At 71.4% G+C, this 25,703-nt stretch carries 24 protein-coding genes; 12 read left to right on the forward strand and 12 right to left on the reverse strand.

Going from position 1 to position 25,703, the window contains the following annotated elements; all coding sequences use genetic code 11:
- Positions 1-36: 36 nt before the first annotated feature.
- The 9 genes from ACIRA5_RS51085 to ACIRA5_RS51125 all read right to left on the reverse strand — a co-directional run bounded on the left by ACIRA5_RS51085 (position 37) and on the right by ACIRA5_RS51125 (position 8,546).
- Positions 37-471, reverse strand: coding sequence for a hypothetical protein (locus tag ACIRA5_RS51085; protein ID WP_366503143.1), 435 nt, complete (start codon positions 469-471; stop codon positions 37-39).
- Positions 472-481: 10 nt separating this feature from the next.
- Positions 482-2,797, reverse strand: a complete 2,316-nt coding sequence (locus tag ACIRA5_RS51090; protein WP_403704845.1) for a hypothetical protein — start codon at positions 2,795-2,797, stop codon at positions 482-484.
- Positions 2,798-2,930: 133 nt separating this feature from the next.
- A complete protein-coding gene (locus tag ACIRA5_RS51095) occupies positions 2,931-3,131 on the reverse strand; it encodes a hypothetical protein (RefSeq protein ID WP_366503145.1) in 201 nt (66 codons plus the stop codon).
- Positions 3,132-3,134: 3 nt separating this feature from the next.
- Positions 3,135-3,695, reverse strand: coding sequence for a hypothetical protein (locus ACIRA5_RS51100; protein ID WP_366503146.1), 561 nt, complete (start codon positions 3,693-3,695; stop codon positions 3,135-3,137).
- A gap of 247 nt (positions 3,696-3,942) precedes the next feature.
- Positions 3,943-6,117, reverse strand: coding sequence for a DUF2637 domain-containing protein (locus tag ACIRA5_RS51105; protein ID WP_403704849.1), 2,175 nt, complete (start codon positions 6,115-6,117; stop codon positions 3,943-3,945).
- Between the two features lie 140 nt (positions 6,118-6,257).
- Entirely contained in the window at positions 6,258-6,632 is a 375-nt protein-coding gene (locus tag ACIRA5_RS51110; RefSeq protein ID WP_403704852.1) for a hypothetical protein, read from the reverse strand.
- A 121-nt stretch (positions 6,633-6,753) separates the two neighbouring features.
- Positions 6,754-6,942 carry a DUF5999 family protein gene (locus tag ACIRA5_RS51115; RefSeq protein ID WP_403704898.1) on the reverse strand — a complete coding sequence of 63 codons (189 nt, stop codon included), beginning with the start codon at positions 6,940-6,942 and terminating at the stop codon, positions 6,754-6,756.
- Between the two features lie 205 nt (positions 6,943-7,147).
- Positions 7,148-7,444, reverse strand: a complete 297-nt coding sequence (locus ACIRA5_RS51120) for a WhiB family transcriptional regulator (protein ID WP_403704855.1) — start codon at positions 7,442-7,444, stop codon at positions 7,148-7,150.
- A 493-nt stretch (positions 7,445-7,937) separates the two neighbouring features.
- Positions 7,938-8,546, reverse strand: a complete 609-nt coding sequence (locus ACIRA5_RS51125) for a hypothetical protein (protein WP_403704858.1) — start codon at positions 8,544-8,546, stop codon at positions 7,938-7,940.
- A 356-nt stretch (positions 8,547-8,902) separates the two neighbouring features.
- On the opposite strand from ACIRA5_RS51125, the gene ACIRA5_RS51130 reads away from it, so the two are divergent.
- The 8 genes from ACIRA5_RS51130 (at position 8,903) to tpg (ACIRA5_RS51165) (ending at position 19,376) form a co-directional block, all read left to right on the forward strand.
- Positions 8,903-9,661 (forward strand): GntR family transcriptional regulator, encoded by a 759-nt coding sequence (locus ACIRA5_RS51130; protein ID WP_403704861.1) that lies wholly within the window; start codon positions 8,903-8,905, stop codon positions 9,659-9,661.
- Entirely contained in the window at positions 9,658-10,368 is a 711-nt protein-coding gene (locus ACIRA5_RS51135; RefSeq protein ID WP_403704864.1) for an AAA family ATPase, read from the forward strand. The genes ACIRA5_RS51130 and ACIRA5_RS51135 overlap by 4 nt, the downstream gene beginning before the upstream one ends.
- 234 nt (positions 10,369-10,602) lie before the next feature.
- Positions 10,603-11,832 carry an XRE family transcriptional regulator gene (locus tag ACIRA5_RS51140; RefSeq protein WP_403704866.1) on the forward strand — a complete coding sequence of 410 codons (1,230 nt, stop codon included), beginning with the start codon at positions 10,603-10,605 and terminating at the stop codon, positions 11,830-11,832.
- Positions 11,829-12,272 (forward strand): GIY-YIG nuclease family protein, encoded by a 444-nt coding sequence (locus tag ACIRA5_RS51145; protein ID WP_403704869.1) that lies wholly within the window; start codon positions 11,829-11,831, stop codon positions 12,270-12,272. Before ACIRA5_RS51140 ends, ACIRA5_RS51145 begins: the two co-directional genes overlap by 4 nt.
- 1,149 nt (positions 12,273-13,421) lie before the next feature.
- A complete protein-coding gene (locus tag ACIRA5_RS51150; protein ID WP_403704871.1) occupies positions 13,422-15,602 on the forward strand; it encodes a hypothetical protein in 2,181 nt (726 codons plus the stop codon).
- The gene (locus ACIRA5_RS51155; RefSeq protein WP_403704874.1) at positions 15,599-16,432 is read left to right on the forward strand and encodes a DciA family protein; all 834 of its coding nucleotides are present in this window, start codon (positions 15,599-15,601) and stop codon (positions 16,430-16,432) included. The genes ACIRA5_RS51150 and ACIRA5_RS51155 overlap by 4 nt, the downstream gene beginning before the upstream one ends.
- 100 nt (positions 16,433-16,532) lie before the next feature.
- Entirely contained in the window at positions 16,533-18,803 is a 2,271-nt protein-coding gene (gene tap, locus ACIRA5_RS51160) for a telomere-associated protein Tap (protein WP_403704877.1), read from the forward strand.
- 15 nt (positions 18,804-18,818) lie between these two features.
- The gene (gene tpg, locus ACIRA5_RS51165; protein ID WP_362453831.1) at positions 18,819-19,376 is read left to right on the forward strand and encodes a telomere-protecting terminal protein Tpg; all 558 of its coding nucleotides are present in this window, start codon (positions 18,819-18,821) and stop codon (positions 19,374-19,376) included.
- 75 nt (positions 19,377-19,451) lie between these two features.
- Here the strand turns inward: tpg (ACIRA5_RS51165) and ACIRA5_RS51170 are convergent, their stop codons facing one another.
- Positions 19,452-20,264 (reverse strand): GNAT family N-acetyltransferase, encoded by an 813-nt coding sequence (locus ACIRA5_RS51170; RefSeq protein ID WP_403704880.1) that lies wholly within the window; start codon positions 20,262-20,264, stop codon positions 19,452-19,454.
- Positions 20,265-20,390: 126 nt separating this feature from the next.
- On the opposite strand from ACIRA5_RS51170, the gene tpg (ACIRA5_RS51175) reads away from it, so the two are divergent.
- From tpg (ACIRA5_RS51175) to ACIRA5_RS51190, 4 genes are all read left to right on the forward strand, one after another.
- Positions 20,391-20,981 carry a telomere-protecting terminal protein Tpg gene (gene tpg, locus ACIRA5_RS51175; protein WP_403704882.1) on the forward strand — a complete coding sequence of 197 codons (591 nt, stop codon included), beginning with the start codon at positions 20,391-20,393 and terminating at the stop codon, positions 20,979-20,981.
- An 84-nt stretch (positions 20,982-21,065) separates the two neighbouring features.
- Complete coding sequence (locus ACIRA5_RS51180; RefSeq protein WP_403704884.1) at positions 21,066-21,869, forward strand: hypothetical protein; 804 nt, start codon at positions 21,066-21,068, stop codon at positions 21,867-21,869.
- A gap of 301 nt (positions 21,870-22,170) precedes the next feature.
- Positions 22,171-22,407 carry a hypothetical protein gene (locus tag ACIRA5_RS51185; protein ID WP_331720173.1) on the forward strand — a complete coding sequence of 79 codons (237 nt, stop codon included), beginning with the start codon at positions 22,171-22,173 and terminating at the stop codon, positions 22,405-22,407.
- Positions 22,407-22,679, forward strand: coding sequence for a hypothetical protein (locus ACIRA5_RS51190; RefSeq protein ID WP_403704887.1), 273 nt, complete (start codon positions 22,407-22,409; stop codon positions 22,677-22,679). Before ACIRA5_RS51185 ends, ACIRA5_RS51190 begins: the two co-directional genes overlap by 1 nt.
- A 1,084-nt stretch (positions 22,680-23,763) precedes the next feature.
- Here the strand turns inward: ACIRA5_RS51190 and ACIRA5_RS51195 are convergent.
- Both ACIRA5_RS51195 and ACIRA5_RS51200 read right to left on the reverse strand, forming a co-directional pair.
- A complete protein-coding gene (locus ACIRA5_RS51195; protein ID WP_403704889.1) occupies positions 23,764-24,183 on the reverse strand; it encodes a helix-turn-helix domain-containing protein in 420 nt (139 codons plus the stop codon).
- A 55-nt stretch (positions 24,184-24,238) separates the two neighbouring features.
- Positions 24,239-24,859 (reverse strand): hypothetical protein, encoded by a 621-nt coding sequence (locus tag ACIRA5_RS51200; protein ID WP_358587592.1) that lies wholly within the window; start codon positions 24,857-24,859, stop codon positions 24,239-24,241.
- Positions 24,860-25,703 lie beyond the last annotated feature (844 nt).

Genomic DNA, 25,703 nt, shown 5'->3' on the forward strand with positions numbered 1-25,703 from the left:
TGGGGTTCGCCGCCCTTGGTGCGGGGTGGGGGTGGGTCAGCGGTTGCTGTAGAAGGTGCGGTCGGCCATCTCGATGCCGTCGGGCATGTTGTTCGCGGCGTCCGCGACCGCGCCGTAGTCGGCGATGTGGCCGTCGGCGGTCTCGTGGAAGAGCGTGGACATCTCCTCGCACTCCACCGCCATGGCTTCGGCTTCGTCCTTGCAGTCCCGCATCACGGTCGCCGCTTCGCGGTGCTCGTTGACGGTGGACTGGTCGACGGCCTTGGACGCGGCGAGGTCGGCGAGCCGGTCGACCGAACTCGCGCAGTCCTCCACGTACTTGAACGTGGAGCGGACCTGGTTGGACAGGCCCATCATGGTGGCGCTGGCGGCGGTCAGCTGTGCGACGACGATGCCGAAGCGGACCGCGCCGACGATGACGGAGCCGGTCTTCTGGAGGGCTCCGCCGATCACGGGAACGAGATCAGACACGTGGTTTCTCCTATTCGACGTGGTAGTCGCGCTCAGCGGGAGCGGCGTGGCCGTGATCGCGGGTGACGTCGGCGAGCGGCTTGTGGCGGCGCGCCGCGTTCTCACCGGCGGTAGCGATGGCCTCCGAGGCGGCGGGGAGCTTCTCCGCCAGGGCCTCCGCCTTCGCCTTCACGCTGACGGCCTTCTCCGCGAGGATCAGCACCCAGCCCTCCAGGACGCCGGGCACCTTCAGGTCGACGATCTTCTGGTGGAGGGCCTCCAGCTTCGTCATCATCTTTTCGCAGCCCTCAGCCGCGGCGTTGGCCTCGTCGACGCCCGCCATGATCTCCTCCGCCATGTCGGCGTCGGAGTCGATGACGTCGTAGATCGTCAGGTCGCTGTCCGCGTACTGGGTGCTGGGTGCTCGCGTCGGGACGGGCACGGTCACTCCGGTTCCTCCTGTCCTTGATGCGGGAATGGCCCCGGCCGGGACGCCTGCCGCGCGGCGGTTCTCCTTGCGGCGGGCGGTCCATGCCTCACCGCCGACCTGTTCGACGGTGATCGTCGCTCCCTGCGTGTAGCCCCAGCCCGGGGGCGGGCCGAAGCCCCCGCCCGGTGCTGCGCCCGGCCCCGGCGTGGTGCCGGAGCTGGTGGTGCTGGACGGGTCGGGCTCGGAGCGTCCGGAGCGGCGGGAGCTCGCCCGCTCCCACCAGCCGCGGCGGGTGCGGGACTTGTCGGCCTTCGACTTCGGGCCGGTACTGGTCGGCCCGGTCGACTTCGGGCCGGTCGTGCCCGTGCCGCCGGTGGCGGCCGGGCCCGAGCCGGGCCTGCGCGGCGGCTTGGTGAGCCGGACCTTCTTGCGCAGGTTCACCTTCGGGGCCGACCCGCCAGGGCCGGCCGGGCCGCCCGAGGTGGGCTTCGGCTTCTTCGTGAGGCTGACCTTCGGTGCCGCCGCCGTGCCGCCCGCGCCGGGAGTGCCGGTCTTGGGCTTCTTGGTCAGGCTCACCTTCGGGCTCGCCGGAGCCGCGGCGGCGGCCGGAGTCGCCTTGGGCTTCTTGCCGTTGAGGATCCGGCCGACGGCCCGGTGGCGCAGCGCCCCGCGGATCGTCGTCGGCGTCGCCGCCGCTCCCGAGCCGCTGGTGCCGGTCTTGGGCTTCTTGACCAGGCTGACCTTCGGCGGGGCGGCCGGATCGGGCTTGGGCTTCTTGCCGTTGAGGATGCGGCCGACCGTGCGGTGGCGCAGCGCCCCGCGGATCGTCGCCGGCGTGGCCGACGATCCCGAGCCCTTCTTGGTGAGGTCGACCGGCTTGCGGCCGGTCGGCGTCCAGGAGCCGGTGGTGATGCGGTCCGCGACCCGGGCCCGCGCGGCGTCCCGGACCCGGGGGCCGCGGTCCGGCTTGGTCGTGCCCGTTCCCTTGCCGCCCGTGCCGGACGTTCCGGTCGTCGAGGTCTTGGGCTTGGGGCCGTTGCGGATGCGGTCGGCGGCACGGTCGCGAGCGGCGTCCCGGATTCCCGGGGTGCGCGTGTTCGTCGGCGTCGGGGTCTTCGGCTTGGGGCCGTTGCGGACCCGGTCCGCCGCACGGTCGCGAACAGCCCCGGACAGGCCGCCGGAGTTGTTCTTCGTGCCGCTTGTTGGGGTCTTTCCGCCCCCCGATCCGCCCTTTCCGCCGCCCTTTCCCCCGGAGAGCTCCAGGCCGTTCCTGCGGCCTCCTCCGCTGCCTCCCCGCCCTCCGCTGCCCAGCGTGGGCGTACGGCCGCCAGAGCCGCCGCCAGGCGTCTTGCTGGGCGTCTTGCCTCCGCCCCCGCCCGGCGTCTTGGAGCCGCCGGAGGAGCGGAAGGTGCTGGGAGTGTTGTTCTTTCCGGAATTCGTCCGGCCGCCGCCCCCGCCCGATGTGCGGGTGCCGCGCCCGAATTCCGGGCCGGACTGCAACCGGCTTTTCTGGCGGGCCGCTTCCACTCCGATAGAGGCTTTATCGGCCGCCGCCCGCTGCTGATCCGCAATTGCCCGGTGGTGTTCGTGCCGGGCTTTTAGATAAGCCGCTGCATTCCATGCGCCGCGCATTGCGGCGACGGTAATACCGGCCATCATCACCGCCGACATGGCGGCGACTCCCGACCCTTGCGGACTGTCCGGCATTCCGGGGTCCGGGTTCGCGGTCGTCGTGTTTCCGCTGCCGACACCGGGATTTCCGGCGACCAGCAGGGAGGGCGGGGGCGCGAGGGCGGGGAGGGAGGGCAGGGTGGGGGCGGCGGCCCCGGGCGGCGGCGGGCCGCTGCCCACCGGCCCCGGGATCGTCAGCCCGCCGGGGAAGCCGTAGACAGTCCCCCCGGCGTCGTCGTCGGCCATCGGCCGTCTCCTTCGATCAGTCACTCAGCGTGGCGAATCCGGGGGGCCTCACGCGCGCGTATAGGCGCGCGTGATGGGCCCCCCGGATTCACGGAGTGAGGCGGTGATGATGAGTGGTGATGAGCGCGGAGCGTTACGGCGAAGGCCGCCGGCCCTGCTGCTCCGTCGTCCAGCCCTGGAGCAGCACGACCAGGTCGGCCCATGCCGCGTCGTCGGTGCCCGCCAGGAGGCGGGCCAGGTCCCACAGCGCGGTCGCCCGCGCCTTGTTCGTGGTGGTCTCCGCCAGGCGCTTGTTCCAGCGCGCCGTCTGGCCTTCGGAAAGGGAAGCGGGCACTTATCAGGCCCTCTTTTCCAGGAAGTCCAGGAAGGTGTGATCGCCACCGTCCGTGCCGGTCTTCTTCGCGACGGTCTTCCCGTCGCCGGTCGGCTCGGTCAGGGCGCTCGTGAGGCCGTTGAGCTGCCCGGCGGTGGCGGCCGTGCGGGCGGTGTTCAGGCCCTTCTTCCTGGCCTTCTCCAGCTCCTTCTTCTCCGCGTTCGCCTCCCGCTTCTTGGGCAGCTCGACAAACCGCTTCTGGAATTCCGCGTCGAGCTTTCCGGCGTGATTCACGGCGTTCCGCAGGTCGCTTTCGAGCTGCGCCAGCGGGCGCGACGCGAGATAAGCGCGAATGCGGGGCGCGAAGGGCTTGTCGCCCTCGATCTGGATGTTCTCCAGGTCGGCCCGGTACTCGTTGAGCAGCGCCCTCACCTCGTCGGCCATCTGCCGCAGCCGCTCGCGCTGCTGGGCGCCGTACAGGGCGGTGCCACCGGGCTTCATCAGGTGGTCCGAGGTCCACCGGCTGTTGTTCTCGGTCATGGGGAAGACCTCCAGGTCTCGGGGGTGGAAGGGGATGGGGTTCATGGGTCCGTGTCCCCGAGGCGTGCGTGCGGGGCCGGGATCGTGCTCGGTACGGGCTGCCCGCCGCGCCCCGCTCGGGGCGGGGTACGGGCGGGCGGCCTGCCGGCCGTGGCCGTCCCCGGTCCGCGCTCACGCTCGGGAGCGTGGGCGCGGGCCGGGGGCGACCATGAGCGGCAGGGGGTTCTGCCAGACGGTGAGCGCGTTGGGCGCTCACCGGGGGGCGAGCGCGACGCGCTCACCGGGCGCTCACCTACGCGCTCGGGGTGATCTCTTCGACCTGAGCGCGCAGACGCTGGGCGGTCGGACGGGAGACCGGGGTGCCGGTCGGTCCGTCCAGGCCCGCGTCGGTGAGCGCGTCGCGGATCTCCGTCCACTCCGGGCGCTTCCCGAGCTCGGTGTAGAGGAGACGGATACGAGCGTGGCGGCGCTCGGTAAGCGCCTCACTCTCGCTGCGGGAAAGAGCGCCGTCCGCTCGGTGAGCGTCGTCGTCCTCCGTGTCGCGCTCACCCTCGTGAGCGCCGGAGGTGAGCGCCGGGCGCTCGCGCTCACCGTCCGACTCCCCGGAGGTGAGCGCGCTCACGTCGGGGTGAGCGCGCGCGCTCTCCTCCACCCGCTCGATGGTGAGCGCGTCCTCGGGGGTGAGCGTGTCGGCGAGCGCGGCGGGCGCCTCACCGAGCTTGAGCGCCATCCGCTGCTCCAGCGGAGCCTTGCTCCGCCACCGCCACCCGTACGTCTCCTTGAGCTGCGCTCGCAGGTACGTCTGCTCCTGGAGGCGGGTGAGCGCCTCCTCGTAGGAGGTGATCTCCCACAGGATCATCCGGCGGCGAAGGCGGGCGGTCGGGATCGGAGCGAGGATCCAGCGCGAGCGGCGCACCGTCTCCATCCGCTTCTTGCCGGTGACCGCGCCGATCCGCGTGCCGTACACGTGCGAAGCGATCTCGGAGAAGATCACCCACAGCAGCGTGAGGGCGGCGTGCCCGATACGGCCCCCGGCGGTGGACGACGCCTGCCAGTTCAGGTAGACGGTCACCGCCGTCAGCGCGCGGGGCACCCACCGGATCCAGCGGAGCTCCATGCCCATCCGGATCAGGATCAGGCTGGCGCCGGTGAAGGCCGGGATCGCGACGTCGATGCCGACGGGCAGCAGCCACGGCCAGTCCCAGCCCCAGGTCGCCGCCTTGGTCTCCAGCGCGGTGTAGGAGGAGAGCAGCCCGAGGGTGGAGACGACCGCGGCCGCCAGGACGATCCCGACGACCAGCACCAGCTCCTGCCCGGACAGCGGCGGCACTCCGCCGGCGGGCCGGGCTTCGTCGCGGGCCTTGCGCCGGGCGGCGCGCGACTCGGTCCGGATCTCCCGGCGCCGCGCCCGCTGCACGGTGCGCTGCGTCGCCGCCTCGAGGACGCGCTCGCCCTCGGCTCGGGCCTGCGCGGCGGCGGCCTGGTCGGCGACGGCCTGGGCCGCCGCCTCCCGGGCCGTCTTCGCGTCGGCTTCGGCCTGCTCGCGCAGCCGGGCGACGTCCTTGTCGGCGGCGGCCCGCAGCTCCTCAGCGGAGGTGCGGGCGTCGGCCAGGGCGCGGTCGGCGTCCGCGCGAAGGCCGGCCGCCGTCTTCTCGGCTCCGGCCCGCACCTGCGTGGCCTGGCCGTCCGCGCTCTCACGCATCCGGTCGGCCTCGCCCCGCGCCCGCTCCAGCACCTGTTCGGCGTCGGTCGTCGCGCGGGTGCGGGTCTCCACCGCGGTGCGCTCCGCCGCCGCGAGCAGCTCGGTGCGCACGTTCTCCGCGTCGGCGAGGGCCTTCGCGGCGGCCTGCGCGGCCTCGGTCCGGACCTGCTCCGCCTGCGCGGCCGCCGTGGTGGTGACCTCCTGCGCCTGGCGGCGCGCGTCGGCGAGCAGCTGCTCGGCAGCCGCGCTGGCGTCGGCGAGGACCTGGTCGGCCTTGCCGGTCGCCGTCGCGGTGACGGTGTCGGCGTCGCGGCGCGCATCGGCGAGCAGCTGCTGCGCCGTCGCTTCGGCGTCGGCGCGGACCTGGTCGGCGTCGGCGGCCGCGGTGCTCGCGGCCTCCGTACGGACCTGGTCGGCGTCGGCCTGGGCGGCGGCCAGGAGGCGGGACTGCTCGCTCGCGGCGGCCTCGGTGATCGAGGCCGCCTCAGTGCAGGCGCCGTCCAGCAGCTCGGTGGCACGCGCCTCGCCGTCGGCGAGGATCCGCGCGACGTTGTCGAGGGCCTGGTCCCGAAGGTCGGCGGCGCGGTCGGCGGCGTCGGCCACGACCGGGTCGGCCTCCGGGTGGACCAGCGCCACGGTCTCCTCGGGGGCGGCGGCCTGGGCGGGGATGGAGGCCGGCGCGGCCGGTGCCTTGGCGCGCCCGGCGCGGGGCTTCGGGTTCGCCGCGGGCTGGCGCCTGCGACGGGTGGCGGGCTTGGTGGCCACGGGGTGTCCTCTCTCTTCCGGGCGCCTCCGTACAGAAGGGGCACCGTGGATCTGTGGCGGTGGGTAGGGTCGTGACCAGGCCCTCCGGGACCCCGGCAGCTCTAATGCCGGGGGCTCGGAGGGCCGTTGTGCTGGGGTGGTCAGGGCCGGGCGGGCAGCGCGGCGGCGTCCCGTACGAGGTGCTGGCGCAGCCAGGCGACGGCGGCCGGGGTCATCGCCCCGGTGTCCGGCTCGCTGAGCGGCGCGGTGTCGATGTCGTGCATCGCGTCGGCCGCCGGGAGCGGCCGCATGTAGTCGGGGTCGATCCCGGCGCGGGCGCGGTTGCCGCTCAGCTCGGTCAGGTCGTAGAGAAGCTTTCCGCTGTGGACGTTCGTCCAGGACCGCTCCACCCGGCCGACGAACGTGTGGCCCGGCAGACCGAGCCAGAAGCGTTCGACGTCGCGGAACAGGACCAGGTCGCCCTTGAGGTAGTGGGTCTTCGGCTGAACGGCCTGCGTCTGCGGCTGGTGTGCCATGGGCTCTCCTCGTATCGCGTGCACCGGCGCGGGGCCGGGCGTCCGGGCTGTCCGGCTCTCAGTCACCGCCCGACCCGGCCGCCAGGAGTTCGGCGGTCGGGGCGGGCGGATCAGGCAGCCGTCAGACCGTGACGAGGGGCCGGTGCGGAGCGACGATCCGGCCGTCGGGCAGCAGCTCACCGGTGTCCTCGAAGAGCACCAGGGCGTTGCACAACAGGCTCCAGCCCTGCTCCGGGTGGGCGGCCACGACCTGTGCGGCCTCCCGGTCCGAGCTGGCGGCCGTCGGGCACTTCGGCGTGTGCTTGCACAGCGAGTCCGGCATCCGGGAGGCGCTGGTGGGGGTCGTCGCGGTGTCGAGCTGGAGGCTGCGTTCCATGGGGCTCTCCTGCGGGGGAGGAAGGCGATCCCGGGATTTTCCCGGGCTGGAGACGTGCGAAAAGGCCGGCCGCCCGCCGTGCGGACAGCCGTTGTGCGGCAGTGCTGCGGGGCGGGCCGGGAGTTGCCCGCTGCTCCCGTCAGGCGGTGCGGTTGCGGGCCGCGCGGCGCTTGAGGGAGCGGCGCTCCTTCGCGGACAGTCCGCCGAACACGCCGTAGTTCTCGTTCCGCTCCAGGGCGCCCTGGAGGCAGGACTCCATCAGCGGGCAGCGACGGCAGACAGCCTTCGCTTCCTCCTCCCAGAGGAGCGAGGGGCCGGTGTCGCCGATCGGGAAGAACAGCTCGGGGTCCTCGTCGGCGCAGAGCGCGCGGGGGCTCTCCACGATCTCCGTGGTGTCGGCGCCGTAGTAGGGGGTGCGTACGATGGTGCTGTTCATCAGGGCCTCCCAGAAGGTCCGTTCGACAGCCCCGGGGGCGCAATCCCCGGGGCTGTTCGCGTGTCTGCGGCCGGATGGCCGGAGCGGGGGTGAGCTCCCGACGCTCTCCGCCGGCCCCGCCCGTGAGGGCGCGGGGACGACGGGCAATGCCGGGGGATCGATCAGCGGCGGTTGTTCTCCGACCGCTTGTTCTGCTCGCTGTTCTTCTTCGACAGGTCCTCGCGCTCCGCGTCGGTCAGGCTCGTGATCGCGTTCATCACTTGCCACCCCTCGCCCGGCGCAGCGCCTCATCCATGTCCGGGTCCGAGTCGGTGTTGCCGAGCGGGCGTGCGATGCTGTTTCGCATCAGGTCCTCCAGTCAGGTCCTGGACAGCCCCGGAGGGTCTCAAGTCACCGGGGCTGTCGTGCTGTTCAGGCTGTCCGTACGAGCAGCCAAGGCCCCGGCCTCCCCTCTGCGGGGTGGCCGGGGCCTTGGTCGTTCGTCCGGAGCGGGTCAGCTCGCGCGGCGCCCGGGGTGCAGCGTCTTGAGCGGCACCGGCGGCGCACCGAGCGGCGCGTCCCCGTCGGGCAGCTGCGCGCGGCGGGTGTCGGCGTCGCGAACCGCGGACTCGGTCGACGCCCACTTCATCTCGCGCAGCAGCCACATGGGCCGACCGTCACCGTGCTCGTCATCCGCCGGCGCCTGCTTCTGTGCGGCGATCTGGCTGACGGCCGGGGCGGGCGCCACCTTCGGCTTCCGCAGCACGGTGGTCTTGCGGCGGTGAACGGTCTCCGAGTTGCCGTCCTCCAGGCGCTCCTGCCACTTCTTGACCGTCACGTCGACGGTGACCAGGCGGTTGCTTCCCAGGCGGCAGCGGACGGACGCGTCCTTGTTCGCGAGGCCGGTGTCGTGCGGCACGACCTTGGGCTTGTGGGTCTGGAGGCCGGTGATCGGCACCCACGTCTTGCAATCGGGGCAGATCAGCGACGCGCAGGCCGGGCGCAGATCGAACTGGTGAGGCTTGAGGGTGGAGAGGGCAAGCGCCGGGCGGGCGTTGACGGTGCGGGAGCGGGTCCGGCTCCGGCGGGTCCGGGCGGGGCGCTCAATGGTGGAAGCAGACATCTGAACTCCTCATGGACGGAGTGGCAGGGAGCGCGTCGCGAATGTGCTCTCTGCCCTCCAGGCCGCACGGCACGAGGCCGGCGTCCCGCAGGACAGACAGCGCACAGCGCTGCGACGTGCACGCAGTTGTCGCGGCCGTCAGGCTCCGGAGGAGTTCGATGGTGCTCTCACGCCCTCGGATCCCAGCGAGCTGAGGAGGGCTACTCCGGCCGCCCCGAAGGGCGGACGACTACTGCGGTGGTGCGACTACTCGGTGTTCCGTGAGGGTCACCGTCTTACCTACATCAGGTTGCCTCAGGTACCCTCAGGTGTCAAGCGGTATAGTGAGGCACCTAGACGGAAAAGAAGGAGGCGACATGCCAGGGCAACCGAGGGCCGACAACCGGCCGCCGTACGCGCGCATCGCGGGTCACTACCGCGACCTCATGAGTTCCGGGGAGCTCGCGCCGGGCGACCTGCTGCCCAGCATCCGGGCCCTGGCAGATCAGTGGAACGTCAGCACTGCAACGGCCGACCGCGCCATGAAGCTGCTGCGAGACGAGAAGCTGGTCAACGGGATCCCGGGCGTCGGCACCGAAGTCATGGCGCGGCCGGTGTCGCTCGCCTCGGGGTCCGAACGTCACGACCGCAGCAGCAAGACGAAGTCGTCGTGGGGCGTGGGCGAGAAGTCCTCCGGCCACACCGCTGGCATGGTGCCGGCCCCCGAGGACGTCGCGCATGTGCTCGGCATCGACCCGGGTGACGACGTGATTCGCCGCAGCCGCGTCTACCGGGACGCTCACGGGATCGTCTCCCACTCAACGTCCTGGATCCCGGCGGAGTTCGCCCAGGTGCTGCCGGAGCTCGCGCGCAGCGAGCGCCTCAAGGGCGGACTGTCGTTGGACCTCATCGCCGAAGCCACCGGCCGCCAGGTCGAGCAGCGCATAGATGAGGAGACCGCTCGCATCGCCACGAAGGAGGACCTGGAGCTTCTGGAGTTGGACGCCGAAACCGTCGCAGCGATCCTGGTGCTGACCGCCAGGTTCCTGGACGTCGACGGCCAAATCCTCGAGTACGGCGTAGACCTGGGTGCTCCTGGTCGCACGCGGCGCACCACGTCCGAGGTGCTGCGGTGAACGCCGGCGACGCCGTCCTTCTGGACGACACCCTCGTCAACTGCCTGGAAGCGCGCCTCGGCGAGCTCCTTCGAGCCGAGCGTGCCGACACCCTCACCCTGGAAGGACGATTCGAGATCAGCCGCATCTCCGCAGCCTTGTCCGGCCGGCCGGGACCTGCGCCCCGCGCGATCCTCATGACCGGCCTGCAAGGTGCTGGCAAAACGACCCTCGCCCGCGCCTTGGAGGAGGCCGGATTCCGGCGTCTGTGTCCTGATGAGGAGATGTTCCGCCGCTACGGCCACTACGGCCGCGACTTCCCCCGCGGCGAGTTCCGTGTCCGAGAGGCGCCCGTCCTCAAGGACATCGCCCTGGAGGTACAGCAGCTCCTGGCGGCCGGACACGAGGTCGTGGTCGACCACGGATTCTGGACACGGGAAGAGCGTGCCTTGTGGGCGGCGACCATCATGGAAGCTGGCGGCGAGCCTGTGCTGATCTACCTGCCTGCACCTCACGAGGTGCGCTGGGAACGGATCCGCAAGCGCAACGCGAAGTCGCTGGTCGACGCGAACAGCATCGCGTTCAGCGAGGAAGACCTGCTTCGGCATGCGAACCGCTTCGAGGCGCCCACCGCTGACGAACCGCACCTCGTCTACGCCGGAGACCCGAGCGCCACGTTGGCGGCGGTGGACCGTGCTCTGCCTCGTCCCGACGGCGGCCACCATTGAGTACCTCCCAGTCACCTCACGGAGCGCTTCCGTTACATGACGGTGCTCAAAGGCAGGCCCTCCGCCTAGTGACGAGTGCTGGTGACATCTGGAATGTCACCCCCACTTGTCACCTCCGCGCGATCAAGGCGCCGTGCCATGCTCGGCCGCAGAAGGGCCAGCCTCCGCTCCGCGGGCATCACTTCGGCGGGGTGCAGGCTGCGCCGCTGGACCGTACGGGGAAGGGGAACGGCGATGGATGAGCGTCCCGACTGGGCACGCCGAATGGTCGAAGAGCGTGCGGCGCGCGACTGGTCACAAGCTGACGCAGTTCGTGCGCTGATGGTCCGGCTCCCCGACGACCAGGAGGTCAGCGAGCAGGATCTCCTTCGCCAGTGGAAGCGCTGGGAACGCGGTGACGCGCAGCCGACGAAGTACCGGTCCGCCATCGCCGCCGTCTTCAACACGACGACGGGCGCCTTCTTTCCCGAGCGGGGCCGCCGCGATGGGCGGTCCGAGATTTTGCAGGTCAGCGGCATGGACACCGTCGACATCATCGCCCGACTGCGCGCCTCGGACGTCGACGTGGCCACCCTGGACGCCCTGCGGATCACTGCGGACCGGCTGTGCTGCGAGTACGCGTACATGCCTGCTGACCAGCTGCTGCTTGAAGGAAAAGCCTGGTTGGCGCGGGTTGTTGGCCTCCAGCATCAGCGGGTGAGCCTGGCGCAGCACCGCGACATCATCGCGCTCGCCGGGAAGCTGTCGCTGCTGGTGGGCTGCGTGGAGTACGACTCCGGCCGGCCACGTGATGCCGAGGCCACCCGGCAGGCCGCGCTGATGCTCGGGCAGGAGTCCGGCGAGCTGAGCGTGCAGGGGTGGGCACACGAGATGCGCGCCTGGTTCAGCCTGACCCGGGGCGACTACCGCGGCGTCATTGCGGCCGCGGAGGCCGGCATCGCGGTGGCGCCCAACGAGAGCGTCGCCGTGCAGCTGTACGCGCAGAAAGCTAAGGCGTGGGCGCGGCTCGGAGACAGGACACAGACCGAGGTGGCGCTGGACCAGGGCCGTCAGCTCCTGGAGCGCATGCCGTACCCGGAGAACATCGAGGACCACTTCGTCGTCGACCCGGCCAAGTGGGATTTCTACCGCATGGACGCGCTGCGCAAGGTCGGCGAGAACCGCCTCGCAGAGCAGCTGGCCCACGAGGTGATCCGGGCAGGAACGGACTTCGACGGGACGGAGCGCTCGCCCATGCGGATTGCGGAGGCCCGGGTCACGCTGGGCGTGGTCGCGGCCCGCGAAGGTGACCTGGACTCGGCGCTCTCCCTTGGTGAGCGGGCTCTCTCGGGTAGCCGGCGCTCGCTGCCGTCATTGGCGATGGTGTCTGCCGATCTCGGTCAGGCCCTCCAGTCCAACTACGCAAACGCCTCCGAGGCCCAGGCGTTCGTCGCTCACCTTCGTGAACTGCGGGGTGGCCAGTGATCAGGAAGGAACGTGTCTATCTGATCGGCTCTCCCGGCTCTCCACTCGTGAAGATTGGTTGGACTGACAATCCGGAGCGTCGTCTGCGCCATCTGCAAACGGGGTCGCCTGTTCCTCTGGAGCTTCTCGCGCTCTTCGAAGGCGGCCATATCGCAGAAGCCGAACTTCACCGTCGTTTCGCTGATAAGCGTCGTCATGGCGAATGGTTTGACCTCGGATCAGATCCGGTGGGAGCCGTAAGTCCATTCGTGAAGGTCGTGCAGGTAGAGGGAGCGGAGCGCACCGGACAACGGCAGCCGAAGCACGGCCTGCGTTACGACCACGTCTCCACCGAGGAGATGTCTCAGTGGATGCCGGACGACCCTCCGAGCGTCTACGAGCGGGTTGAACAGGAGTGCCCGACTTGGAAGGCGGCCGGGAGGTGCCTGTGCGACAGCTGACACTCCCGCGTGGCGGGCAACTTTCCGATCACGTACCGCGTCACGGTCGCGGCATTCCGGGCCTCTCGGACTCTGCGCGAATTCGCCCCGCAAATATGTCGGGTCGTGCAGTTAGGCTGTGCCCAGCAGTGATCCAAAACGACGAGCACCCCGGGACCGGGCCTGGTCCACGGGGTGGCTCGAACGGGGCAATGCTCCGTTGGCGACGCACCTGGAATGGAGGTGATCGCGGGATGAAGGCTACCCGCAGGCGCGGAACTACACGCGCCGCTACGCCGTTGATCTTCTGCGATCACGCCATCCGGACCGTGCCCGCGCATGCTGACGCCAGCCTCCGGATTCAGGGGGTTGGGATGACCTAGCCGGCCATCGGCCGCGCGCGCCAAGAAGAAGTGGACTAGCCATCCCCTTCGGCCTCGCGCGGCCCGTCTACCGCCTGGCGATCCCCCACCAGAGCGGTCCGCTCAGATCCCGGTTCCCGCCGGTCCTGAGCCGCGGCTTATCAAGCCGCTCATTTCAAATCCGGCCCCTCATCAGGGCCACTGCACAACCCGCGGGCCCCCGCCAAGGGGCTTCGCGGCCGTTCCGAGGCCCCGCCAAGGGCTTCCGGAACACCAGCACCAAGTCCACCGACGAAAGGAGATCCGCCTCTGGCCTTCGTACTGAACCCGCTCCTCACACGAACCACCGAGCCGCGCTCCCGGAAGGGGGCTCGTCTGCGTTGATCCATATGAAGGCTGGTATCGCCATAGTGCACGAGCACCGCAGGTCTTGTCAGGTCGACCACGACCAGGTCAGTACCCCCTCTGGGGTGATTCCCGCAGGTTGTGGTGTCCCCCCTGGCGGGATTGTGACGTACATCACACCCCCCGACTGTCACACGCTTTACGCCCGGTCGGCGGACTGTCTGCCTTCGGAGCTCCCGAAGGTGGCGTCGGCCGCTGCGCTGACCCACCCCGTTCCGGAGGTCATCGACAACTCCGTCGACGACGTCCTCGAGGGGGTCGTCCCGTGTGGCGGGACGCGATCTGAAGTTGTTGCCCGCCAGGCGGGAGGGATCGGGGGTCTCGCCGCTTCCCGGCCTCTGTCCACAGGCGGCACGCGCAAGGCTGCCGGGATGATCTCTTTCTCGTTCGTCCGGGTGGGCCGATGAGCGCCCTGGCGGCACCGGCCGCCGCGCTCCCGCGCCCTCGCGCGGAGTTCGCCGGCGGGACGTCGCGCCGTCGGCTGCGGTCGGTCCCGGCGCAGGCCGGCCCGGTCGCGCGGCTGGAGCTGGGCAACCCGCTCCAGCTGACGAAGACGATGCGGGCCCGGCTGCTCGCCGCGGTGCGCGCGCTGGTGACGTCTCCGGCGCTGGCCGGTGCGTCCGATGGCACGCGGCTGGCGTCGGTCGTGCTGACCGCGAAGGCGGATGCGCGCCGGGACTTCGAGACGTCGATCTGGGCGGAGGAGCTCGGTCGGTGGCTGGGGGTGTCCCAGTCGACGGTCGCGCACACGGTGCTGCCCGAGCTGCGCGGTGCCGGATTCCTCGGCTCGAACGTCGCTACCAACAGCATCGGGTGGGCGACGGGCCTGGAGTGCTGGGTGATCCCGATGTACCGGGCGCAGCAGGCCGGCGACCGGCGGCACGCCTTGGCGCTGTCTCGCTCGGAGCTGGCGGTGCTGCTGAGCCTGATCACCGTGCTGTTCGGTCCGGGGTGGGCGCCGAAGGACAAGCCGGTGATCCCGGCCGGGCTGCTCGCCGGTCGTACGGGCCGGGGTGCTGCGACGGATCGGCTCGGGCTGCTGCTGATGGTGCTGACGACGGGTTCGGCGGGCTGGCTGCAGCTGTGCCCGGGATCGGTCGACACCGAGCGCGGGCGTCCGGCGGCGACGGTCGCGCGGCTGCTGGGCTGCACGGCGGCGGCCGGGGCGAAGGTCCTCAAGCGCCTCCAGGAGCACGGCGTCGCGGATGTGGTGCGCAAGGAGACCGGCTCGGGCCTGAACGCGCAGTCGCGGGTGCGCCTGGTGCCGGTCGCCAAGGCCCACGGCCTGGCCGTGCGGGAGGCCCGCCGGGTCGCGGACGCCGTGTTTTCAGACCTCGCCGGTACTGCATCCGGAGATCTTGAGTCCGGCGAGACGGGCGAGACCCTTGGGGCGACTGGGATCGAGGGTGCCGGGCAGGGCGAGATGGCTGGATCGGCAGACCTCGCCGCAACTGCACAGCACCACGCTCTCCACGCTTCTGGGGTTACTGCTGGTGGTTCTCTCGCGCTCTCTTGTGGCTTTTCCGGCGAAGGCCGTGGTGGGAACCACGGTCTGCCGGACCGCGCGTGCGTGCGCGAGGACGGCGGCCCGCTCCGCGGGGAACAGCAGGAGAAGTCCCCGGTCGTCGAAGGCATGAAGGGCGGCTGCGGGCCGGTGGCCGGCACTCCGGTGCGGGTCGTGGATGGTGCGGGTCAGGGCAGGCAGCAGCGGGGGAGGGTGCCTCTGCCGCCGGAGGATCTGCGGGCCGTCCTGGCTCCGGTCGACCTGGTGTGGGCGCGCCTGGAGCGTCCGGCCGCCCGGAAGCTGGTGGAGGCCGCCGCCCGTAGCGAGCTGGCCCGGGTGGTCGGCCTCGCCGGGCGTACGGACGCGCCGCAGGTCCTCGCCGACCGGGTCGCCCGGCGCCTGGAGGACCAGATGCGGCTGGCCGGGCCGATCAAGGACCCGGTGGGCTGGCTGATCGGCCTGGCCCTGCCCCAGCGGCAGCGGTGCGGCGACGTGCGGTGCGACGACCGAGTGCTGCTCGACTCCGGCACGGACTGCCCGCGCTGCGAGGAGAAGCAGGCCGACCGCCGTGACCAGCGCCGTGCGGTCGCCGCCGCCGTCGACGCGGCGATGCCGCACGCCTCCGAGACCGAGCGCCGTACGGCGACCGCGCAGCAGCTGCACCAGGACGTGACCGCCCAGGCGTGGATCCGCGAGCACCGGTGGGCGCAGATCCGTGAGCAGCAGGCCGCCGCCAAGGCCCACCGCGCCGAAGCCGCCGCCGCGCAGCCGGCCTTCGAGGCCCCGGCCGCGCCGATGCCACCGGTCGTCCTGCCCGCGCCGCTCCCGTTTGCCCCGCCCGGCCCGGTCGGCGGCGACGGCCAGGAGCTGGAGCTCGTCCTCGAGGACCTGACCCCCGAGCAGGTCCGCGACTGGCGGGTGCGCGGGATGAAGGACCACAGCGTCGTGTTCGACCACATCGACCAGTACGGCGAGACGTCGGCAAGGCGCCTGTTCAGCAACCAGCTGGTCAACGAAGCGCAGCGCCTGGAGGGCACGCACCACCTGGTCCTCGGGCACACCACCTGGGGGCAGGCATGAGCGAGGGCGAGGTGTCCGGGGTCGACCTGGCCCGGGTCGCGCTGCGGGCCGCGATGGAGGCGGCCCGGAAGAACGGCGCCAGCCAGAAGGCGAAGAAGAAGCCGCGGACCGGCACGACGGTGCGGCGCGACGGACGCGAGCCGATGGGCCTCGGAGCGGCGATCGGCGCGCTGGTCACCGAACGGGCCTGGGAGCTCCCGGCCGCCGGCGCCACGCTGCGGGAGCGGTGGGCAGCCATCGCCCCCGAGCTCGCCGGGCATGTCGCCGCCGTGGCGTACGACGCGGACTCCGGCCAGCTCACCGTGTGCCCGGAGTCGTCGGCGTGGGCGACGAAGGCACGCCTGGAGCAGACCCGGGTCATCGCGGCCGCCAACAAGGCGGCGGGCCGTACCGTCGTGCGCGCCCTGCGGGTCCTGGCGCCCGGCGCCGTACCCGCGCCCGCTCCGGCCGCCGCTCCGGCAGAGTCGGCCCCGGCCGCGCCCGCCGGTGAGGCGAAGACCAGGGAGACGGCGTGTGAGGGCTACCGACGCGCGCTCGCCGCGCACCAGGAGGTCGCTGTGCCGTCCCGGGTGGACCCGGGGATCGCGGAGGCGCTGGAGCGGCAGACCCGGGCGATGCGCGAGCTGTCCCGCAGGGCGTTCCCCGAGACCGACGTCGTCGCGGACGATGCGCCGGCCCCGATCGGGCAGGCCCGTACCCAGCGCCGCCGTGAAGCCGATGTCTCGCACGCCGCGGCGCTGCGCCGGGCCCGTGCGGAGCGCGCGGCGAGGGAGGCCGGGACGGTGGCGGCGGTGACGCCTCAGCGGGCCCCGCTGCGGGCGTCAGCATGAAACGTCGCCTCACCCTCAAGAGGGTTCGTACGGTGTTTGTACGGTAGACGTACGCGAATCTTGCGGTTTATGGGGTAGAGTGTGGGTCAGGAGGTGTTCCATGTCCGAGATGTTCGATGCGGTCGACGCGCTGGTCGCGTCCCGCTCAGCTCTGCCGTCGGCGGAGGAGCGCAAGAGGCTGCGGGTCGCCCACGGCCTGACGCTGGACGACGTCGCCGGCGCCCTCGGGGTGCGCCGGGCCACGGTGTCCGCCTGGGAGTCGGTGAAGAAGCTGACCGAGCCGCGCGGCCCGGAGCGTGAGGCGTACGCGCGGCTGCTCAAGCAGCTCGCGGAGCTCTACCCGGCCCCGGTGCCCGCCACGTTCACCGGCGTGTCCGCTCCGGCGGAAGCCCGGACTCTGTCCACAGGCCCGGCCCCCGAGGCTGCGGTCATGACTGCAACCGAGAACACCCAGACCCCCGCACCGGCAGGCGAAATGCCCGAGGTGACGGACGCGATGATCGACGAAGTCGTCGAATCCATCTACCCCACTCCCGCCGCGCCCCGCCCGGCGAGCACCACCAGGCCGACGTCGTCGACGTCGCGCCGTCCGGGTGCGAAGAAGGCGGCCCCGGCCGGAACCCCGGCGGGCGAGATGGACCCGCGGTTCGAGAACGGGCCGTTGGCCGTCGTGGACGTCGAGGACGGGCAGGTGCTGGCGTACTGCGTCGGCGGCCTGGTCCTGGACGTGCCCGCCAAGTCCCTGCCGTCCCTGGTGGACTGGACGCTCAAGGAGGCGAAGCTCGGGCAGCCGAAGCTGTCGGGCCCGGGAAGGCCGGCCGACCCGCTGATCGTGCTCACCGAGGCCGCGTGCGAGCGCTACGGCCTCCCCGTCTCGCTCACTGCGGAGGAGAAGGACGCCGGTCGGATCCCGGAGGGCCACAAGGTCGTCAAGCAGCTGGTGCGCGCGGAGTGGAAGCTGACCAAGCGCGGGTTCGGGCCGTGGGCGCGGATCTACCGTCCGGCCAAGGGTTCGGAGCGCCAGTGCGTGCAGCTGTGCATCCCGTCGTGGAACGCGCTGGACGCCCGGTTCTGGGGCGACGCCGCGCAGCTGCCGCCGGCGGAGCTCGCCCGCGTCCTGGGCGTCTACGCGACCCGGGTGATGACGCCGCGCGGCTCCACTGCCGTCACCGGCCTGGAGTTGATGACCGCGCTGCACCCGCCGACCTACGCCGTGCGCGATGAGGAGACTGGCGCCTTGCGGCAGGCCGACGACAAGACGCCCGGGTCGCTGGGTAAGGACCCGGTGGACTGCGCGCCGTGCGAGGCCCCCGACGGGCACCCGCTGCTCAAGGACCTGCCGCGCTTCACCGTCCGGGGACCGGCGGACAAGCTGTTCGAGGAGGCGTACGACTGGGCGCGGCCGATGACCGATGCCGAGTGCACCCTGCGCTACCTGGTCGGCCTGGACGTGAACATGGCCTTCGCCGCCGGTGCGAACGGGCTGAACGTCGGCCTCGGTGAGCCGACCCACGTCAAGAACCCGGTGTTCGACCCGAAGCTGCCCGGCTCGTGGCTGGTCGACCTGTCCCACGTCGACCTGTCGAAGGTGAAGGTCGGCAAGGAGTGGGTGGAGCTGGACGGCTCGCTGCTCCCCTCCCCGTTCACGCCGAAGGGCGACCGCCCCACGGGCCCGGCCTGGTACGCGACGCCGACCGTCGCGTACGCCCAGGAGCTCGGCTACGACGTCGCGCCGATCGAGGCGTGGGTCCGGTACGAGAACGGCCGTTACCTGGACGGCTGGTACGGGCGGCTGCGTGACGCCTACCTCGCGACGATGGCCGACCTCGGCGTCGACGCCGATCTCGCCCCGGCCGACTTCCTCGCGGCGATGGACGGCTACAAGGAGCGCGACCCGGAGCTGACGATCGTCGTCTCGGCGATCAAGGCGACGGTGAAGGGCGGCCTGGGCAAGCTGCGCGAGCGGCCCCGGGGCGAGGGCTGGCGGCCGGGCGAGCGGTGGCGGGCCCTGGAGCGTCCGACGTGGCGCCCGGACATCCGGGCGGCGGTCATCTCCCGCACCCGGATCAACCTGCACCGCAAGATCGTCAAGCACGCGGCGTTCACCGGGCAGTACCCGATCGCGATCCTGTCCGACTGCGTCGTCTACGCCGCGAACGGACCGAGCCCGCTGGACTTCCTGCCCTACCGGGAGGGCAAGCCGCTGCCCGGCGGCTTCAAGCTCGGCATCAACCCCGGCCTGGTCAAGCACGAGGGCACCCAGTCCGTCCTGTGGGGCGAGGAGGTCCGGGACAAGTTCAACGCGCCGGAGCTCAACCTGGCCCGGTCCATCAAGGACGGCACCGTCACCGACGCCGACAACGGCGAGTAGGGGAGTACGCAGGCGATGAGCATGTTCGGGGACGGCCTGGACAAGGCGGTGCAGAAGGCGTTTACCCGCCCGGCACCCAAGTCCGCGGGCCCGCAGATGCGGTACATGGTCAAGCAGCTCGGCGGCACGAAGGCGGTCGCCGAACTGCTCGGCATGTCCCAGCGGCAGGTGGAGCGGTACGTGGCGGGCAAGGCGAAGAAGCCGCGCGCCGACCTCGCCGCGCGCCTGGAGCGCGAGGTGACCAAGCGGTGGCAGCCGCAGATCCGGGCCAAGGCCCGCGAGAAGGCGGCGACGACCGGCGGCATCGTCATCGACGCCCGCGCCCGCATGGGCTACACCGCACCGATCGGCTCCACGGACCAGGACCGCATCCGGCACCTGACCGTCGCTCTGCCGCCCGTCTACGCCGCCCGCCTCTTCGACGCCCAGGCCGCCGGGGCCAGTGACGACCGCCTGCGGGAGATCGCGGCCGAAGCGCTCAAGGAGGTGTACTTCCAGGACGGCGGTCGCCGCGCCGGCAGCCTGGATGAGGTCCGCATGCTCGATGTCGAGCACCTGGAGTTCGACCTGTAGCAGCCGCGCCCCGAACAGCCCGCGAGCCCGGACCGGCACGGTCCGGGCTCGCTCGCGTATCCGCCCGGGGCAAACTCAGCGGGGCAGCGGCAGGACGCCCTGGATGACCAGCTGCCGCCCGTACGGCGTGGCCATGGGCTTCATCTGGACGCCGGTGCGCAGCGGCTTCACGGAGAAGCGGAAGCCCTTGGTCGGGCCGTGGCAGATGAGCCCCGTGGGCGTGGGGATCCCGATGCCGTCCGGGGACACCGTGAAGCCCAGCCCGGCGTAGAAGTCCGTCAGCTCCGGCTCGTGCGTGACGAGCATTAGGGCACTGCCCAGCTTCCCGGCCAGGTGAGAGCTGACCGCCTGTTCCGCGTCGTTGACCAGGGCACGCGCGATCCCCTTGCCGCGCCACTGGTCGACGACGGCGAGGGAGTCCAGGCAGCCGACCAGACCAGCGATGATGTGCGCGTTGGGCGAGCCGATGAGCATGGGATGGGTGAAGGCCCACGTGGCCGGCAGAGCGAGCATGCCTCCGATCAGCGCGCCGGAGGACGTCTCCTCCACCACCCGCGCGTACGTCTGCAGCCCAGGGTCGAGGCTCTGGTTGATCACCTCAGACAGTGCTCGCCAGGAGCCGTCGGGGTTGTCTGGATCAGCCAGCCGGATCACCGGCTCAAGTGCGGCCCGGTCGGCGCGGGCCGCGTCCCTGATCACGACGCCGTCCGGCAGCACCGGAGCCGTCACCGGGAGAATCTCTCCCGGCTGCACCCCGGCCCGGTGGCCGGCTGCACCGGAGTACATGCGCTCGCCCAGCACGACGCCCGAGATCTGATGCTCCGCCTCGCGGCGCGCCGGATTCCCTGACCGCCGGGCACCCTTGCGCGCCCCGTTCCGTTTCCCCACGATGTCCCTCCCCTTGTCACCGGCAACCTCCCCTGCTGCGCCCCTGCTTAACACCCGGCGCTGACAGCCGACTTGGCGACGGGATCGCTGGCCGCTGTCCACAGGCGGATCGTGGTCCCTGGAGGTATGAGCGATCACGAGCAGCAGCAGCCGGCCCCGCGCCGCGGCAAGGTCCTGGAGGCCCTCGCGCGGGCGGAGCGGAAGGTCTTTACCCGGCCCGCGCCGAAGTCAGCAAATACACAGGTGAAATTCCTCCTCACGCGGATGAAGGGGTCAGCGAGGAGCCTGGCGGAGCGTGTGGGTACCTCGACCCGCACGATCGAGCGCTACCGCGCCGGGAAGCTGAAGAAGCCGCAGAAGCGGCTCCAGGCCGCCCTGGTGGAGGCGACCGAATCCGAGTGGCAACCACAGGTCAGAGCGCAGGCGCGCGCTCAGGCTTCCACCTCCAGGGGGATGATGGTGGAGGTGACGGCCTACTTCGGGTTCACCTGCACGGGCAGCTCGGACGATGGCCGCGAGCGGCAGATCACCACGGACATCTCGCCCACCTACGTGAAGCAGATCCTGGAGCTCCAGGAGGCCGGGGCGACGGAGGAGGATCTGCATCCGATCGTCGCGGAGGCCATCACGGAGTCGTATTTCACGGAATGGGGCACACGGGCCGATGGCCTCCGCGCGGACTTCACGTCAGTGTCCTCGATTTCTTTCCGGTTCTGACCCGCCCGAATTCGGAGCCTGCTATAAACCAATCGGCGGGCCGCCGTACAGCGCTCTGGCGGCGGCCCGCACCGAATCCGCACGATGAATGCGAGACCGAAGATGACCCGGTTCTGGCCGCCCGGCGAGAGCACTCGCCGACCGCTCGCCCCTCGCGTCGCCGCGCCCCGTGAGCCGGTCGACCCGGCCCGGATCGGCCGCCGCGTCGTGCGGCGCCGGGCGAAGGGGATGGACGCCGGCGCCATCGCGGCGGCCCTCGAGGAAGCGCGGTTCGATGCCCGGCAGGCGTCCCGGCACGAGGACCTGGCCGACGACGTACGCGGCCCGGCGGAGCTCGCGGAGTGGGAGCGCCTGGACCAGCTACTCGCCGCGGCCGCACCGGGCACGGTCTACGACCCGGACACCGACGGCGTCGTCCAGGCCGAGCTCGCCGCCGACGCCGCGGCCGCCGCCGCCCGGGAAGCCGACCTGCGCGAAGCCCAGCGGATCGCGGCCCGCGCCGACGAGCTCCAGGCGCTGCGCGAGCTCGGCACCCTGGAGCAGACCGAGCCCCGCACCGGCGACGAAGCCGTACGCGAGGAACTGACCCGGCGAGCCGGCGGGTACGTCCAGGCCGACGTCGACGCCTGGCTCGCGCGCGCCCTGGCCGCGCACCGCGGGCACTACCGCGACCAGGCCGCCCGCGAGGAAGCCACCGGCCTTCTCACGCCGCCGGTCCTCGCACACGCCGCGCTGCTCACCGAACTCGCCCGCCTGGTCCCCGACGCCGACGGCGACCAGGTGGCGTTCGCGGCCCGCCTCGCCACCAGCGAGCCGGAAGCCGCCGGGGCGCTCGCCGCGTTCCTCACCCGCGCTCACCCCCGCCCGCCGATCACCGACGGTGACTAACGGGCTGTCACGCTCAGGTGTCACGCACCCTCGGTCCGGCTGTCACGCTGGGGTGTCACGCTGCTCATCGGGCCCGCAATCACGGGGCCGACCCCCGTTTTCGGGCTCCTACCGGACAGCGTGACACCCTTGCCGGTGCGGGTACGGAAAGTAACCTCTGGGATCGGCCCCGGGCGGGTCAGCGACGGGCGCGGACGGGCGGCCGACGCGCTCCCAGCCGGGTGCTGCGGAGTGGTCCCCAGGGCCTGCGCCCGCCCGATACCGTGGTGGCACACTCCCGTTCGCGCCCTGGAGGCCCTCGATGAGCGAACAGCCGGCCCCCGCCGACACCACCGTCCGGCAGCAGCTGGAGCCTGCGGCCGCCGACGGACTGCGCGCGTACGCGGCCCGGACCCGCGAGAGCGCCGACCAGCTCGCCGCTGTCCTGGAAGACATCGCCACCAACGGCCTGCCCTCGGTGGAGGACTGCACGCCGTGGGAGGAACTGCGCGAGGCCCACCTCGCCCGGCTCGCCTCCCAGCGCCCGGCCGTCGCCTGATGCCCGCACCCCACGGCCCCCGCCGCGCCCGGGTCGCGTTCTCCGACTCCGCCGCCAAGCAGCTGGACGCCATCACCAGCGAAGCCGAGCTGCACGCGCTGGACCGCGCCTTGGTCGTCGTCTCCGTCGACCCCGACGCCGGCGAACTGCTCCCCGGCGACAGCACCGGCCCGCGGCTGCGCCAGTACGTCGACGACGTCGAACGGGTCCGCCTCGTGTACTGGGTGACGGCGTTGAAGACCGTCGTCGTGGTCGCCTTCATCGAGGTCTGACCCGCGACGTCCTTGACCAGGCCGACCGGCTGCTGCTCGCCGGAGTCGAAGAGGCCGACCCCGACCGCGAGGACGGTTGCAGCGGATCGGCGACTCCGTCGTTTGGTGAGGGATCGGGTCCGCCGGTTGGTGAGGGATCGCTCGCGTAAGAGGAATACCTAGGACTGACTGACCAGATGACGAGTGCCGCGCCGCCTCACCCGCCGTAGGCGAAATACAGGTGGTCGAGGCCGCGTGAGACCTCGCTGACGCGGATGTTCGGTTGGCGGTTCTGGTGGGTGCGCAGCATTCGCACGGTCGGGCGGAGCTCACCACGGTGCCCGTCACCCCTCGGGCGCGCTTGATCCTTCCCGGCACTGTGCGGCCTCCTGCGGCGCTCTGAGCCGTTCCGGGCTCCCGGACAACGATCACGGGCCTCTCGGGCCCTCACAGCGGCGTACAGCGCTTCGCGGCCTCGGGTGTCTCCACGGTTCGTCTCCTGCGCCGGTGATCTCGTCTCCCGGCCGCGAGCTCCGCTCTCAGGGGGGAGAGTTCAACCCGCACGTAGGTACTACAACTACTTACCTACATTGGGGTGCAAGAGACGGGGCCCTGCCCGGCCCGCGTGGGCGGCCCCGCCGGCCTCCCGGCGCGGGGCCCCGCTGTGGACCTCCGGCACCACCCAGACCCTTGCACCCTTCCGCTTGCTGCCCGCCCTGCTGCACGAGTCGCTGCTCCTGGTGGTGAAGGGTGCAAGGGCAGCACAGGGGTGCAAGACCGGGTGCTGCCCCTGGCGCCCGGCTCGCGGTGCAGCACTCGCCCGACCCAGACGCCACACGGGTGCTGCACGGGTAGCAAGGCCGGCCTCACCAGGTGCAGCAACAGCGCAGCAGTCCGGCCCGACCACCGGCGGTTGTTCTGCTGCTCCAGAACAAGCCGGTTCACCTGGTGCTACCGCCCACCCGCTGCGCGGACCGCACGGTGGCTCGCGCTTGTTCTGCTCCTTCAGAACAAGGCGGTTTAGCTAGTGCTACCGGCGCGGCGGTGGGCATGAAGAAGGCGCCGCACTCCTGGTGCGGCGCCTCGGGTCTTCGGTGGGACGGGTTCAGCCGGTGGCGGCCAGGTTGGCCATCTGGGCGGCGAATCTGGCCCGTCGCTGTTCGGTGAAGCGGCCGGGCTCGGCGGCTTTGATCTCCGGCACCTTCATGACGGGGGAGGAGACCGCGCCGCCGGTCAGCAGGGGGTGGAGCTGGTAGAGCCCGTCTTCCAGGCTCCAGGCGAGCCCGCACTCGCGGAGCTCCTTGAAGCCGCGGTTCACCGTCGGCTTGCTGGCGCCCAGCTCGCGCGCCATCTCGTTCTGGCTGATCGCGGCGGTGCCGTTCTCCGGGTCGCTGAGGTACAGCAGCTCGTCCAGGACGCGGCGGCCGGCGGTGGAGACGTCGACCAGGGCCAGGAGGCGCAGGACGGCCCGCGGAATCGTGACGGGGGCCTCTGTGGGAGGGCTGGGGACGTAAGAGCTGCTCACGGAGCCTCACCACTTCCGATCAGGTCGACGTGTAACGAGGATATGCCGCGCGAGGTCATGCGCTCGCCTTGCGCACGGGCCGCCGCTGCCGGAGCGTGACGACCTTCTCCTTGCGGCGGGCGGACTCGGCGACCTTCTTCTCCGCCTCGCGCGCCTGGCGCCACTCGGTGGGGTAGTCGGCGTGCGGGATGAGGCAGGCCGGGCCCTCCGCGCTGTTCCACAGCGCCTGCCACTTCTCCTGCTCGCCGGAGGTGCCGGCCACCGTGAGCCACGGGTTCAGCTGGAGGACACCGCGCTTGGCGGTCCGCATCCAGCCGATGTGCGCGAAGAACTGGCTGGCCTCGTTCACCGAGGCCGCCGACAGGTTGCACCGGGCCTGGAGATCGCGCTGGTTGGTCTTCACGAAGCCGCGGGCAGCAGCCCGGGTCTGGTCGTCGGCGCGGTTCGCGTTCTGCAGCGCCACGAGCTTGCACCAGACCTGGAACCACGAGCCGGGCATCTTGAGGCTGCCGAGCACATCCATCAGCAGCCGGGCGTCCAGCACGTACCCGCTGCACTCCGCGCTCGCGGCGAACTCGCGGCCCTTGATCTTCTCCACGCCCAGGATCAAGCCGCCCTTGCCGTCCGACCGCGCAACAACGCGCTCGCCGGGGCGGACGATCGGCAGCTGGTCCATCAGCACAGTCCTCCAGAGATGATCAACGTTTCAGCCTGCACGGTAGCACTAGGTAAACCGGCTTGTTCTGGAGGGGCAGAACAAACCGTGGCTCACAGTTACCTGATGACCCGTCAGGTTCGGGGGTCGTTTGTTCTAGGTTTCCAGAACACCCGGGACGCGTTTGTTCTGGAAACCTAGAACAAACGGTTTCGCATCACCGCAGGTCAGAGCCAGTTTCGGCGCGGAACGCTCTTATGTGTCACTAGAGCTCAACCACCCCGCGAACCCCGGCCGACACACCACGGTGGGTACGGGGCAAGCAGCTGGCAGCAACGGGCGTGTCGCCGTCGACAACCACCGGATCGAGGGGGCCGGCGGCCATGGCTGAGCAGGCTTCGCGTGCGGCGCCGCGCCCCGGTGCGGGTCGTGGACGGCAGCAGCGGCTCTGAGTCTCGGGTGGTGCCGGCCGTGACGCTCAAAAGCCAGGAAGCGTGGCCGGTGCCGGTGGGCGGTTCCGCCGCCCGGCCCGGGGGGCCGTTCGGCTCCGGTACCTCCGCACGCCGGAATTCGAGCTTTCCGATATCTGAGGTACCGTTCTGTGGCTCGGGTCCGCAACTTCCCAATTCGTTATTCCTCGCGTAAGTGGGGGAAACCGAATTCCGGGGCTGACCTTGAATCAAAAGCCGCGCCCCGCCCGGGTGGTTGGGGGGTGTCCCGTGTTTCCGCCAACGGTACATGCTGCATCAACCCGATGCATGCACTACACTGGAACTCACACGAACGAGCGACCCACCCCCTCACAGCCAGCCCGGCCCGCGCCAGCGGGCCCCAAGGTTCTGGAGGCGCAGCCGGAAGGACCGTC

Origin of the sequence: Streptomyces sp. NPDC096311 (genome assembly GCF_044763085.1) — a bacterium.
GTDB lineage: Bacteria > Actinomycetota > Actinomycetes > Streptomycetales > Streptomycetaceae > Streptomyces.

Coding starts and splice junctions, on each gene's coding strand:
- ACIRA5_RS51125 (WP_403704858.1), bottom strand. CDS start 8,546: ATGTCTGCTTCCACCATTGAGCGCCCCGCCCGGACCCGCCGGAGCCGG.
- ACIRA5_RS51185 (WP_331720173.1), top strand. CDS start 22,171: ATGAGCGAACAGCCGGCCCCCGCCGACACCACCGTCCGGCAGCAGCTG.
- ACIRA5_RS51180 (WP_403704884.1), top strand. CDS start 21,066: ATGAATGCGAGACCGAAGATGACCCGGTTCTGGCCGCCCGGCGAGAGC.
- ACIRA5_RS51190 (WP_403704887.1), top strand. CDS start 22,407: ATGCCCGCACCCCACGGCCCCCGCCGCGCCCGGGTCGCGTTCTCCGAC.
- ACIRA5_RS51120 (WP_403704855.1), bottom strand. CDS start 7,444: ATGAACAGCACCATCGTACGCACCCCCTACTACGGCGCCGACACCACG.
- ACIRA5_RS51090 (WP_403704845.1), bottom strand. CDS start 2,797: ATGGCCGACGACGACGCCGGGGGGACTGTCTACGGCTTCCCCGGCGGG.
- tap (WP_403704877.1), top strand. CDS start 16,533: ATGTCCGAGATGTTCGATGCGGTCGACGCGCTGGTCGCGTCCCGCTCA.
- ACIRA5_RS51150 (WP_403704871.1), top strand. CDS start 13,422: ATGAGCGCCCTGGCGGCACCGGCCGCCGCGCTCCCGCGCCCTCGCGCG.
- ACIRA5_RS51130 (WP_403704861.1), top strand. CDS start 8,903: ATGCCAGGGCAACCGAGGGCCGACAACCGGCCGCCGTACGCGCGCATC.
- ACIRA5_RS51200 (WP_358587592.1), bottom strand. CDS start 24,859: ATGGACCAGCTGCCGATCGTCCGCCCCGGCGAGCGCGTTGTTGCGCGG.
- ACIRA5_RS51140 (WP_403704866.1), top strand. CDS start 10,603: ATGGATGAGCGTCCCGACTGGGCACGCCGAATGGTCGAAGAGCGTGCG.
- ACIRA5_RS51110 (WP_403704852.1), bottom strand. CDS start 6,632: ATGGCACACCAGCCGCAGACGCAGGCCGTTCAGCCGAAGACCCACTAC.
- ACIRA5_RS51155 (WP_403704874.1), top strand. CDS start 15,599: ATGAGCGAGGGCGAGGTGTCCGGGGTCGACCTGGCCCGGGTCGCGCTG.
- tpg (WP_362453831.1), top strand. CDS start 18,819: ATGAGCATGTTCGGGGACGGCCTGGACAAGGCGGTGCAGAAGGCGTTT.
- tpg (WP_403704882.1), top strand. CDS start 20,391: ATGAGCGATCACGAGCAGCAGCAGCCGGCCCCGCGCCGCGGCAAGGTC.
- ACIRA5_RS51100 (WP_366503146.1), bottom strand. CDS start 3,695: ATGAACCCCATCCCCTTCCACCCCCGAGACCTGGAGGTCTTCCCCATG.